The sequence below is a fragment of the Arthrobacter sp. Marseille-P9274 genome, assembly GCF_946892675.1.
GTDB lineage: Bacteria > Actinomycetota > Actinomycetes > Actinomycetales > Micrococcaceae > Crystallibacter.
Map to the genome: position 1 here is coordinate 120,117 of NZ_CAMPOV010000003.1, position 12,530 is coordinate 132,646.

The 12,530-nt window shown below is 68.4% G+C and carries 11 protein-coding genes; 7 read left to right on the plus strand and 4 right to left on the minus strand.

Features of this window, described 5'->3' with window-relative positions:
* Nucleotides 1-172: 172 nt before the first annotated feature.
* The 6 genes from mgrA to OC550_RS17960 all read left to right on the plus strand — a co-directional run bounded on the left by mgrA (nt 173) and on the right by OC550_RS17960 (nt 6,435).
* Nucleotides 173-1,243: an L-glyceraldehyde 3-phosphate reductase gene (gene mgrA / locus OC550_RS17935; protein ID WP_262107297.1), complete on the plus strand. Its 1,071-nt coding sequence runs from the start codon at nt 173-175 to the stop codon at nt 1,241-1,243.
* Nucleotides 1,244-1,324: 81 nt separating this feature from the next.
* Complete coding sequence (locus tag OC550_RS17940) at nt 1,325-2,128, plus strand: SDR family oxidoreductase (RefSeq protein WP_262107298.1); 804 nt, start codon at nt 1,325-1,327, stop codon at nt 2,126-2,128.
* 509 nt (nt 2,129-2,637) lie between these two features.
* Nucleotides 2,638-3,483 (plus strand): catechol 1,2-dioxygenase, encoded by an 846-nt coding sequence (catA, locus tag OC550_RS17945; RefSeq protein ID WP_262107299.1) that lies wholly within the window; start codon nt 2,638-2,640, stop codon nt 3,481-3,483.
* On the plus strand, nt 3,470-4,090 hold the full coding sequence (locus OC550_RS17950) for a flavin reductase family protein (protein ID WP_262107300.1): 621 nt from the start codon (nt 3,470-3,472) through the stop codon (nt 4,088-4,090). The genes catA and OC550_RS17950 overlap by 14 nt, the downstream gene beginning before the upstream one ends.
* Entirely contained in the window at nt 4,087-5,670 is a 1,584-nt protein-coding gene (locus OC550_RS17955; RefSeq protein ID WP_262107301.1) for a 4-hydroxyphenylacetate 3-hydroxylase family protein, read from the plus strand. The genes OC550_RS17950 and OC550_RS17955 overlap by 4 nt, the downstream gene beginning before the upstream one ends.
* A 105-nt stretch (nt 5,671-5,775) precedes the next feature.
* Nucleotides 5,776-6,435: a dihydrofolate reductase family protein gene (locus OC550_RS17960; protein ID WP_262107302.1), complete on the plus strand. Its 660-nt coding sequence runs from the start codon at nt 5,776-5,778 to the stop codon at nt 6,433-6,435.
* Between the two features lie 22 nt (nt 6,436-6,457).
* Here the strand turns inward: OC550_RS17960 and OC550_RS17965 are convergent, their stop codons facing one another.
* The 4 genes from OC550_RS17965 to OC550_RS17980 all read right to left on the minus strand — a co-directional run bounded on the left by OC550_RS17965 (nt 6,458) and on the right by OC550_RS17980 (nt 11,301).
* Nucleotides 6,458-7,375 (minus strand): ketopantoate reductase family protein, encoded by a 918-nt coding sequence (locus OC550_RS17965; protein ID WP_262107303.1) that lies wholly within the window; start codon nt 7,373-7,375, stop codon nt 6,458-6,460.
* A 454-nt stretch (nt 7,376-7,829) separates the two neighbouring features.
* A complete protein-coding gene (locus OC550_RS17970; RefSeq protein WP_262107304.1) occupies nt 7,830-8,780 on the minus strand; it encodes a ribokinase in 951 nt (316 codons plus the stop codon).
* Complete coding sequence (locus tag OC550_RS17975) at nt 8,777-10,237, minus strand: MFS transporter (RefSeq protein ID WP_262107305.1); 1,461 nt, start codon at nt 10,235-10,237, stop codon at nt 8,777-8,779. Before OC550_RS17975 ends, OC550_RS17970 begins: the two co-directional genes overlap by 4 nt.
* The gene (locus tag OC550_RS17980; RefSeq protein WP_262107306.1) at nt 10,234-11,301 is read right to left on the minus strand and encodes a nucleoside hydrolase; all 1,068 of its coding nucleotides are present in this window, start codon (nt 11,299-11,301) and stop codon (nt 10,234-10,236) included. The genes OC550_RS17975 and OC550_RS17980 overlap by 4 nt, the downstream gene beginning before the upstream one ends.
* Before the next feature lie 208 nt (nt 11,302-11,509).
* On the opposite strand from OC550_RS17980, the gene OC550_RS17985 reads away from it, so the two are divergent.
* Nucleotides 11,510-12,496 (plus strand): LacI family DNA-binding transcriptional regulator, encoded by a 987-nt coding sequence (locus tag OC550_RS17985; protein WP_262107772.1) that lies wholly within the window; start codon nt 11,510-11,512, stop codon nt 12,494-12,496.
* Nucleotides 12,497-12,530: the final 34 nt, after the last annotated feature.

The window sequence follows — 12,530 nt, forward strand, 5'->3', positions numbered from 1 at the left end:
ATACTTCGTCACGCCGCGACTCAATCGCTGACAAGTACTGCCCCGCTGCGCTACCGTCGCTGGCTTTCACGGTGCTGTTCCGGCCACGCCCGCAGGGCCCTAGGATTTTTCATGAAGCAGCCCCGCCTCGTCTGGCGCGGCCGCCGCCTTCCCAAGCCAACAGGAGGTTTCCTTGTCCCCGCAGAACGAAGTCCGCTTCAGCCCCGTCCCCGAAACGCACCGGCCGTACGTCGCCGCCGCCGACCGCTACGAGCACTTCGGCTACCGCAGGGTCGGCAACAGCGGCCTCCTGCTGCCGCCCATCAGCCTCGGCCTGTGGTGGAATTTCGGCGACAACCGCACCTTCGACTCCCAGCGCGAAATCCTCCGCCACGCCTTCGACAGCGGCATCACGCACTTCGACCTGGCCAACAACTACGGCCCGCCCTACGGCTCCGCCGAGGAGAACTTCGGCCGGATGCTCCGCAAGGACTTCAGGCCGTACCGCAACGAGCTCGTCATCTCCTCCAAGGCCGGCTGGGACATGTGGCCCGGACCCCACGGCCAGCTCGGCTCCCGCAAGTACATCCTCGCCTCGGCCGACGAGTCGCTGGAGCGGATGGGCCTGGACTACGTCGACATCTTCTACTCCCACCGCGCCGACGCCGACACTCCGCTCGAAGAGACCATCGGCGCCCTCGACTCCCTGGTCCGGCAGGGCAAGGCGCTCTACGTCGGCATCTCCTCCTACTCGCCCGAGCGCACCGCCGCGGCCGCGGACATCGCCCGCAATCTTGGGACCCCTCTGCTGATCCACCAGCCGGCGTACTCGCTCTTCAACCGCTGGGTGGAAAACGGGCTGCTGGAAACGCTCGAACAGAACGGCATGGGCTCCATCGCCTTCACCCCGCTCGCCCAAGGCCTGCTGACCAACAAGTACATCGGCGACGCCGGCGCCGAGCCGAGCGGCGGACGCGGCTCGCTGCAGGGCCACATCACCGAAGAGAACATCGCCAAGGCCCGCGCCCTCAACGAGATCGCCGGCGAGCGCGGCCAGACCCTCGCCCAACTCGCCATCGCCTGGCTGCTGCGCGACGGCGGCGTCACCTCCGTCCTGCTTGGCGCCTCCTCCACAACCCAACTGGACGAGAACCTCGGTGCCCTCGCCAACACCTCCTTCTCGGATGACGAGCTGCGCCGCATCGACGACATCACCGCGGGAGGCACCAACGTGGACATCTGGGAGGTCTCCGCCTCCATCTAACGCAGAAAAAGTACGACGGCGGGACGCACCTTTCCGGGGCGGCTTCGACCGGTGCGTCCCGCCCTGCATTACAGTCGGGCCATGGCTAACGAGCATCATCGTCCTGCAGGCAACACCCCCGCCGCGCCCGGAACGGCGCTGATCACCGGCGCCACCGCGGGCCTCGGCGCCGAGTTCGCGCGCCAGCTGGCCGAGCGCGGCCTCGCCCTGGTCCTGGTGGCCCGCGATGGGGAGCGCCTCGCCGCGGCGGCGGCCTCGCTGCAGCAACGCTACGGGGTGCCGGTGGAGACCATCGCCGCCGACCTGATCACGGATGACGGCATCGACCGCGTCGCCGCGCGCCTCGCCGCCACGGACCGGCCCGTGACCGTGCTGGTCAACAACGCGGGGTACGGACTGCTCGGAAACTTCGCCGACAACGACCTCGAGGACGAGCTCAAGCACCTGCGCATCCACACGGAAGCCCCGCTGCGCCTGTGCCACGCCGCCCTGCGGTCCATGGCCGCCACGGGCGGCGGACGCATCATCAACGTAGCCTCGATGGCGGCCTTCACTCCCCGCGGCACCTACTCCGCGGCCAAGGCGCTCATGGTGAACTTCAGCCGCTGGGCCAACGTCTTCTACCGGGACCGGGGAATCTCCGTGACCGCCCTCTGCCCCGGCTACGTCCACACCGAATTCCACGACCGGATGCGGCTGGATAAGAAAACCATTCCGTCCTTCGCCTGGCTGAACGCCGACCAGGTCGTCCGCGAAGCCCTGCGGGACGCGGGGGCAGGGAAGCCCCTGTCCATCCCCTCGCTGAAGTACAAGGCGGCTGCCGTCCTCGCCCGCTTCCTGCCGGACAGAGTCGTAGAGCGCCTGGCCCGCCGCCGCGATGCGTAGCGGGCTTCGCGCGCCATGCATACCTCCGGGAATCCCCTCGTCTACCTCCAGACGTTCATGGATCCGGGAGTTCGGGCGTTAAAAGAGTTGGCACCGGCCGGTCCGGGAGGTTGGGGGAACTCCTGACCCTGGCCGGTGCCGCTCACTCGCACCTTTGAGGTACTGACTAATCTAGGGGCCCAGACTGGGCACAGGCAGAACGCAAGCTGGCAATTCCCTGAGTGCCTGATGATCCGAGGAACCGCAACGGAACATGCCCGGGAGAGCGCTCACCTGCAGCCCACCGCGCCCAACCTCGGGCAGGGACCTCCATAAGGCCTCCTTGACAGCGCGTGATCCGAGTCACAGACTGCACTTGGAAGAGCTTTTCCACGGGTACGGCGGTACTGCGGCCTGAATGAACTGCAATCGCCACGGCCACCGCCGGACGCCCGTCATAAGTATGGCGTTCAGCAGCACCGCAGGCTTCGAATGATGGTCCGCGCGCTTGGATCTGGAGAGGTGAAGAAATGACTCAGGAAACCGAAGCAACCGCGGCCGCCTCCGGCCAGCGGGCCACGGAGAGGTTCCGGGCGCAAAAGGCATCCGCCGCCGGGGCGGACAAGGAGCGCGTGAACCGGCTTGCCTCCCGCCTCGTCAAGGCCATCAACGACACCGTGCTGGAAGAAAAGGTCACCTACGACGAATACAACGCCTTCAAGGCCTGGCTGATCAAGGTCGGCGAGGACGGTGAGTGGCCCCTCTTCCTGGATGTCTGGGTCGAGCACTCCGTGGAGCAGGTCGCCAACGAGAACCGGCACGGGTCCAAGGGCACCATCGAGGGTCCCTACTATGTCCCGGATGCCCCGGAACAGCGCACCCCGGCCACCCTGCCGATGCGCGAGGACGAACCGGGTACGCCGCTGCTGTTCCAGGGCCGCGTCACGAATCTGGAGGACCGGCCCCTGGCCGGAGCCAAGATCGAGATCTGGCACGCCGACGACCTCGGCTTCTACTCCCAGTACGCGCCGGGCCTGCCGGAATGGAACCTCCGCGGGACCGTCATTGCCGACGCGGACGGAAACTTCGCCATCAACACCATCCAGCCGGCCCCCTACCAGATTCCCACCGACGGCGCGTGCGGCCAGCTCATCGCCGCCGCCGGCTGGCACGCCTGGCGTCCGGCTCACCTGCACCTGAAGGTCTCCGCACCGGGACATCAGCTGATTACCACGCAGCTATACTTCCAGGGCGATCCGCATGTCGGGGACGACATCGCATCCGCCGTGAAGCCCGAGCTGATCCTGGACCCCACTCCGCGCACGGACGGCAACGGCCGCGAGGTCACCTACGACTTCGTCCTTGACCCGGAATAGCGACCTGCCGGCGGTGAATGACCAGCCCTCCATCGACCCGCGGGAACTGCGGAACACCTTCGGGCGCTTTGCCACCGGTGTCACCGTGGTGACCTGCCGAGCTAAGGACGGGACCCCGCACGGGGCCACCGTGAACGCCTTCACCGCGGTCTCGCTGGATCCGCCGCTGGCCCAGGTCACGCTGACGCGCAGTTCCAGGGCAGCCCAGTACCTCGAGGACGCGCCGTTCACGATCAACATCCTCGCCCAGGATCAGCTCGATGCGGCCTGGCATTTCGCCGGCAAACCGCTCCCCCGGCCACCCGAGTGGCAGTTGGACGGCAACGTTCCCGTACTGGTCGGGAACGCGGCCACCCTGGAGTGCCTGCCGTGGAAAATTTACGACGGCGGCGACCACGTCATCGTCGTCGGGCAAGTACGCAAACTGGAGATCACCGAGCGGGAGCCGCTGCTGTTCTTCGGCGGCAAGTTCCGCGAGATCGGTCCGCTGTCCGGCCCCAGCCCCTGGCACCACTCTGGCGACTCGCTGGAGACCGGCTGGTTCTCCGGCGCCGACGCCTTCAAACCCCTCACGTCTGCACGCCCTCTGAAAGGACCCGACCGATGACTGACACGGTGGACAAGAAGCCGGACATCGGCGCACGCACCACACCCGCGGACAGCTCCAAGCCCATGACCGGCGACGAATACATCAACTCGCTCAAGGACGACCGGGAAGTCTGGATCTACGGCGAACGGGTCAAGGACGTCACCACGCACCCGGCCTTCCGCAACTCCATCCGCATGGTTGCGCGGCTCTACGACGGCTTTCACAACCCTGAAACGGCTGACAAGCTGCTGGTTCCCACGGACACGGGCTCCGGCGGCATGACCCACCCGTTCTTCAAGGCCGCCCGTTCCGTGGAAGACCTCAGGCAGGACCGGGTCGCCATCGAGACCTGGGCCCGGATGACCTACGGCTGGCTCGGCCGCTCCCCCGACTACAAGGCGGCATTCTTGGGAACCTTGGGCGGGATGCCGGACTTCTACCAGCCCTACCAGGAGAACGCCCTGCGCTGGTACAAGGAGTCGCAGGAAAAGGTCCTCTACTGGAACCACGCGATCATCAACCCGCCGGTCGACCGCAACCTGCCGCCGGACCAGGTCGGCGACGTCTTCATGAAGGTGGAGAAGGAAACCGATTCCGGCGTCATCGTCTCGGGCGCCAAGGTGGTGGCCACCGGCTCGGCCATCACCAACTACAACTTCATCGCCCACTACGGACTGCCGATCAAGAAGAAGGAATTCGCGCTGATCTGCACCGTTCCCATGGATGCGCCCGGCGTGAAACTGATCTCCCGAGCGTCGTACTCGCATCAGGCCGCCGTGATGGGTACGCCCTTCGACTACCCGCTGTCCTCCCGCCTCGACGAGAACGACTCGGTCTTCGTCTTCGACAAGGTCCTCATCCCCTGGGAGAACGTTTTCTGTTACGGCGACATCGACAAGATCAACAACTTCTTCCCGCAGACCGGCTTCCTCAACCGCTTCACCTACCAAGGCGTCATCCGGCTGGCCGTCAAGCTGGACTTCATCGCCGGCCTGCTGCTCAAGGCGCTGGAGATCGCCGGGACCCAGGACTTCCGCGGCGTGCAGTCGCGGGCCGGCGAGGTCATCGGTTGGCGCAACATGTTCTACGCCCTCGCCGACGCCATGGCGGCCAATCCGGACCAAGGCCCCAACGGCACGATCCTGCCGAAGCTCGACTACGGGCTGACCTACCGGATGTTCATGGCCACGGGCTACCCCCGGGTCAAGGAGATCATCGAGCAGGATGTCTCCTCGGGCCTGATCTATCTCAACTCCTCCGCCCTGGACTTCAAGACGGCGGAGATCCGGCCCTACCTCGACAAGTATGTCCGCGGTTCCGGCGGGATCCAGGCCGTGGACCGGGTCAAGCTCATGAAGCTGCTCTGGGACGCCGTCGGCACCGAATTCGGCGGCCGGCATGAACTGTACGAGCGCAACTACTCCGGAAACCACGAAAACGTCAAAGCCGAGATCCTCTTCGCCGCCCAGGCCGAGGGCATCACGGACATGATGACCGGCTTCGCCGAGCAGTGCATGAGCGAGTACGACCTCGACGGCTGGACCGTTCCGGACCTCATCAACAACGACGACGTCAGCGTCTTCCTCAACCGGAAATAGCCCCTTGACCAAACACTGGCCGGCGACCACACACTGACCGGCTGGGCGGAACTACAGCGCGCTGCCCGAATATGATTGCGACCGACAAACACCTCAGGAGATTACATGTCCCTCGTCCGCGTGCATAACTTCTCGATCTCCCTCGACGGCTTCGGCACCGGGGAGGGCCAGCAACTCGACGCTCCGTTCGGTCACGCAGGCTCACGGCTAGTGGAGTGGGCTTTCGAGACGCGCACCTTCCGCGAGATGGGCATCCACGGGAAGTCGGCCGGATCCCTCGGCGTCGACGAGGCGTTCGCCAGCAAGTGGGGGCCCGGGATCGGCGTGGAGATCATGGGGCGCAACAAGTTCGGACCTCAACGCGGTCCCTGGGAGGACGAGGAATGGAAGGGATGGTGGGGCGATAACCCCGTCTTCCACACCCCGGTCATTGTCCTGACCCACCATCCGCGGCCGACACTCGAGATGGAGGGCGGAACGACCTTCCATTTTGTTGATGCCGACCCCGTCTCCGCGCTCAAGCAGGCCCGCGCCCTGGCCGGCGACCTCGACGTCCGGATCGGTGGCGGCGTCAGCACGGTTCGACAGTTCCTCGAGGCCGATTTGATCGACCATATGCACCTGGTCCTCGTGCCGATCGTCCTGGGCCGTGGCGAACGGCTCTGGGATGGGCTCGAAGGACTCGAACAACGCTTTGCCATCGAGGCGACCCCTTCTCCAGCCGGAGTGGTCCATCTGATTTTCACGCGTCGAACGGCCGGCTAGGCCGACTTGGGACCGATCGGGCCTAGCCGCGGGTCAGGCGGTCGTGGACGCGGAGCTGGAGCAGGGCCAGCCGCGTCAGCGGAACGTCGACGCCCAGCGCGTCGGCCCGGGCGACGAGCTGGCCCAGGATGTGTTCGCCCTCGTGCGGCAGGGCGGCCGTGACATCGCGGTACAGCGAGGAGGTGAAGGACGAGCCCGGCTCGGTCAGCATCCGCACGCTCAGCCCGTGCTCCCTCTCGGACACGGGATGGCCGGCAGCCGCCGATACGGCCTCGGCCTCCGCGATCGCGGCCAAGGCGAAGTCCCTTCCGCCGTCGCACGCCACAATGTCGCCGACGGGACCGCGCATGAGGCAGGTGATCGTCCCGGCGGCAGCGATGAAGACCCACTTGTGCCACATCGCCGCCATGATGTCGTCGGCCAGAGTGAGCTTGTAGCCCGGGACGTCCAGCTCGCGGAACAGCTCCTCCACCCGCGCCGTGCGCTCCCCCGACGGTTCGCCGATCGACATGGTGGCCAGCGGGTTCATCTGCCGGATGCTGCCGTCCTCGGCCACGGTGGCCACGACCTTCACCAGCCCGCCGAGCACGCGGTCCCTGCCATAGCGGGCGGTCAGCACGTCGAGGTGCGACATTCCGTTCAGGAACGGCAGGATCATGGTTTCCGGCCCGACGGCGGGGGCCACCTGCTCCGCGACCGCTTCCAGGGCGCCCGCCTTGACCGCGACGATCACCAGGTCGAACGGGGAATCGAGTTCCTCCGCGGTGACCGTCCTGACGGGAATGGTCTGCTCCTCCTCGGGGCCGCGAAGCCTCAGCCCGCCACTCAGTTCGGCGGCTCGCCGCGGCCGGACCAGGAAGGTCACGTCCCGTCCGGCCTGCACCAGCCTGCCGCCGAAGTAGCCGCCCGTGGCTCCTGCACCCGCAACCAGTATTCTCATTTTCCCTGCCACGCTCGCGGACTCCGCTTCCTGCAGACCACCCAAGCATTATCCGACGGCTCCCGGCAACACTGCTGCTTGCAGACGCGGCGGCCGGGTTGGGGAGGGTACGGTACAGGGCGGGGCTGGGGAGGGTACCAGGGCCGGAGCCGGGGAGGGTACCAGGGCCGGAGGGGAGGTACCAGGGCCGGAGCCGGAAGGCGGGGCCGAACTTCCCTCGCTTCAGCGCTCGTTTCCTGCTTTAGCCTTCAACCAACGCTCTGGCTAGCGGGTTTATCCGCACGCGCGGCGAACTCTGGGGAGTTGGCTGCGGCGGGGCTGCGGCGCGCGGCAGGACGGCGTCCCGGCTCTCGCCCGCCCGTGCTGGCCTCAGGTGAGCCATTCGCGGGGCAGGGCTGCGTCGCGCGGTAGGGCCACGGGCGCCAGTCGAACCGGCCACCCGATGGCGGAGGCATCAGGCGAGCCGGGCCCGCACGTCCTCGAGGCTCGGGTAGGCGGCCTGGGTTCCCTTTTGGGTGGTGGCGAGGGCGGCGGCGACGGAGGCGAAGCCGGCGGCTTGGGCGAGGGTCTCCCCCGCGGCGAGGCGGGCGGCGAGGGCTCCGGTGAAGGCGTCGCCGGCTCCGGTGGTGTCGACGGCGTCGACCTTCGTGGGTGCGATCCGCGTGATCCGGCTGCCCTCGGCGGCCAGAGAGTCCAGCACCACCGACCCGTGCGCGCCGAGCGTGACGACGGCCCGGTCCAGCCGGTGCTCCGCGAACTTCAGCCGCACGGATTCCCAGTCGGCGGCGTCCGCCTCGGGTTCGGGAATGTCCGCGCCGCCGAGGAACTGCGACGCCTCGTGGGCGTTGACCAGCAGCACGTCGGCCGCCTCGGCCAGGCCCTCCGGGACCGGAGCGTAAGGCGAGAGGTTGAGCAGGACGGTAGCGCCAGCGTCGTGCCCGGCCCTGGCGGCCGCCTCCACCGTTTCGAGCGAAACCTCGAGGCACAGGCAGACCGCCGCGGCGCCGTCGAACACGTCCTTGGCCGCGTCGATGTCCGCCGGGGCCACGGTGCCGTTGGCCCCCGCGGAGATGACGATGCTGTTCTCGCCGCGCGAGTCGACGGTGACGACGGCAACGCCGGTCTCCACGTCCCCGGCGCGCCGGACGCGGGAGACGTCCACGCCGGCGGCGGCCGCGGACGCCAGCAGCATGTCGCCATTGCTGTCCCCGCCCACGGCGCCGACGAGGCTGACGTTGGCGCCCAGCCGGCCAGCGGCGGCCGCCTGGTTGGCGCTCTTGCCGCCCGGGTTCACGGTGAAGCCCTCGCCCTGCAGCGTTTCGCCGGGGTTGGGCAGGCGTTCGGTGTAGATCGTCAGGTCCGCATTCAGGGAACCGACGACGACGATGCGGCCGGGCGCGGTCACGGCGCCACCTCTGCCTCTACCGCCTTGGGGCGCTCTTCCTTGACCTCGGCCTCGACGGGCTTGGGGATCAGCAGCGAGGCGGCGAACGCGGCGGCGGTGATCACCAGGCCGACCAGCACCACGGTGAAGTAGGAGCCGCGGTCGCCCAGGGCGGAGGTGCCCACCAGGACGGCCGGCAGCACCAGGAAGCTCAGCCCGGCGCCGAGGTTGAAGGCGCCGGCGTTCATGCCGGGCAGGAAGCCGGGGTTGCCCGGGGGCGAGAGCACCACGCCGAGGCCGTTGAGCATGATGTTGGCGGTGCCGGCGTACATGATGCCGAGCAGCGCGGTGCCGGCGATCATCAGCGGGAGGCTGTCCAGGCCGAACAGCACGATGATGCCGAGGGCAACGAGGCTGCCGATCATGCCGATGCGCAGCACGGTGGTGTAGCCCAGCACGGGCGCCAGCCGGCCGCTGATCGGGCCGAAGATCCAGCCCAGCAGCGCGTACGGGGTCAGGATGAGCAGCGCCATTTCGGTGGGGCCGACGCCGAAGCCGGGGTCGGCGGCCTGCACGTAGGCCGGGACGATCCCGTTGATGACGGCGAAGATGCCGGTCATGGTGAGCACGGTGGTGAGCAGCGGGGCCCAGGTGGAGCGCTGGCGCAGGTGGACGATCTCGACCATCGGCTGCTTGGCGCGTTTCTCGGTCCCCCAGAACGCCGCGAACGCGGCGGCGGAGACGGCGAGCAGCACCAGTGCCAGGACGAGCGTGCCGGTACTGAACGCGCTGACCAGCTTGGCGGCCTCGTTCAGCGCGGTGAGCGCGGTGCCGACGGCGACGACGATGAAGAACACGCCGACCCAGTCCATGGTGGTGCCGGCCTGCGGCTTGCTTTCGCGGGTCAGCCGGGCGACGAGGAGGGCGGCGATGACGCCGAGGACGGCCATGAACCAGAAGATGCTGCGGAAGCCGTGGTGCTCGGCCAGGTAGCCGCCGAGGAAGGAATCCACGCCGGCCACGCCGCCGTTGACGGCCAGGATGACGCCCATCATGGTGCCGTAGGACTTCGGGTTGGGGACGGCGGTGCGCAGCATGATCAGGCACAGCGGCACGGTGGGTCCGCTGACGCCCTGGATGATGCGGCCCACGAAGAGCCAGGTGATGTCCGGGGCCAGCGCCGCGATCACGGAGCCGGCGGCGGTCAGCAGCATCATCCCGACCAGGATCCGCTTCCGCCCGACCACGTCGCTGAGCCGGGGCAGGAACAGGGAGAAGAGCGCGGCGGTGGTGAAGAACCACGTCTGCGACAGGCCGATCGAGGCCTGGTCGGTCTGCAGTTCCTCGCCCATCGTGACCAGCGCCGGGCTGAGCATGGAGGCGTTGAGCTGGAAGGCCACGCAGGCGGTCAGCAGGGCGACCATCAGCGCGGTGGTGCCGCCGCGCGCGGTCTTGGTTTCGGACAGGACGTTGCTCATGACGCCGCCTCGGAGGTCAGGGACGCCACGGAGGAGGACGCCGGCGTCGTACGCGCAGAGGGACGTGCGGAAGGCAGCGCGGAGACGGACGCCCCGGGGATGACCTCGCCGATGCGCACCAGAGCGTCGGTGACCAGGTTCCAGAACTTCTCCCGGTCCAGCTCCACCGCAACCGAGGTGTGGCAGTCGGCCGGCGCCGGGGCGCGGAAGTCCGCGACGGTCATGCCCAGGGTGTGCGTGCCCTGCAGCTCGATGTTCACCGGGACGCGCCGGGTGGTCATCACGGTCGGGTCGATCACGTAGGCCACAGCGCACGGGTCGTGGACCGGCGGGTAGTCGAAGCCCTGCGCATCCTTGTAGGTCTGCGCGAAGAAGTCCATCAGCTCGCGGACGAAGCGGGCGGGGCCGGTGCCCACCGCCTCGATCTGAGCGACCACGTCCGGGGTGGCCAGCGCCTGGTGCGTGAGGTCGAGCCCCACCATGACCACGGGCCACTTCTCGTTGAAGACGATGTGGGCGGCCTCGGGGTCGATGATGATGTTGAATTCGGCCACGGCGCTCCAGTTGCCGACGTGGTAGCCGCCGCCCATCAGGACAACTTCCTTGACCCGCTCGACGATGCGCGGCTCCTTGCGGGCGGCCATCGCGATGTTGGTCAGGCCGCCGGTCGGGACCAGGGTCACGGTTCCGGGCTCGTGGGCCATGACCGTGTCGATGATGAGGTCGACGGCGTGGCGCGGGTCCAGCTCGATCGCGGACTCCGGCTGGGCGGGGCCGTCCATGCCGGACTCGCCGTGGATGTCCGGGGCGGTTTCGATGGTGCGCACCAGCGGGCGGTCGCAGCCGGCGGCGAAGGGGACGCCGGTGATGCCGGCGATGGTCCCCACGGCCAGCGCGTTCTTCGTGACCTTCTCCAGCGTCTGGTTGCCGACGACGGTGGTCACGGCGAGCAGGTCGATGTTCGGGTTGCCGTGGGCCAGCAGCAGCGCGACGGCGTCATCGTGCCCCGGATCGCAGTCGAGGATGATTTTTCGGGGTTCGGGGCTGACGGATGTGGCGTCCATATATTTTCTCCACGTCATCGGGGCGCGCCGCGAAGGGCACTTCAATCAGAGGAAGTGTGGCATCTGCTACCCTCCCGCGTCAAACGCTTGACGAGGCATATGCGAAGGGGTTGATCTTCCGCTCCGCCCTAACGTGCCTACGATGGAGCCTATGGAAACCGCGCCTCGACCCCAGCAGCATCGGCCCGGGAAGCGCGTGACCGCGGCGATGGTTGCCGCCCGGGCGGGCGTCTCCACGGCCACGGTTTCCCTGGTCGCCAACGGCAAAACGAGCGGCCGGGTCTCGGACGGCAACGTCACCAGGGTCCGACAGGCGATCGCCGAACTCGGCTACGTGGTGGACAGCGTCGGCAGCTCGCTGGCCCGCGGCGTCAGCTCCATTGTGGTCCTGGTCGCGCCGGACATCTCCAACCCGTTCTTCGCCAAGGTCATCGCCGGCGTGCGCGAGTCCCTCGGCTCCGATTTCCAGCTGCTGCTCTCCGTCACCGAGGCCGGCGAATTCCCCCGCGCGGACGACATCCGGCGGATCCTTGCCCTCCGGCCCGCCGGCCTGCTCGTGGACGCGCCCGATGCCGCGTTCCTGGAGGACCTGTCCAGCACCGGCCCGCTGGTGCTGCTCGACGCCCCCGGCCTGGAGGGCTACGCCCCGTCCGTGAACCTTGACGTCGCCCAAGGCGCCCGCGAGCTCGCCAAGCATCTGGCCGGCGGCGGACACCGCCGCGTCGCCTATCTGGACAGCGTCACCGGGACCGCGACCTTCGAACTCCGCCGCGCGGCGTTCCTCGCGGAGGCCGCCGCGCGAGGTATGGCCGTCGAGGACGCAGACCTCCGAACCACCATCGACGTCGGAGCGGCCGCCGAGGCATTCGCCGCCGCCTGGCCGCGGTGGCAGCGGGCGGGGGTGACCGCCGTCGTCTGCGCCACGGACACCCACGCCTATGGCGTGCTGCAGGAAGCCCGCGTCGCCGGCCTGCGGGTCCCCGAGGAACTCGCCGTCGCCGGCTTCGACGATCTGCCCTACTCCGCCACGAGCAGCCCCGGCCTCACCAGCGTCCACCTCCCGGCCGAGCCACTGGGCGCCAAGGCCGGCGAACAGCTCCGCGCCCTGATCGAAGGCCGCGAGCTCGAGCAGCCCCAGCTCACTCTGGAAAGCTCACTCATCGTCCGCGGTTCCACGGACCGCGCCGCAGTTTAGCTCAGGACGCCGCCCCTCGCGCCGCGGGGGTCCC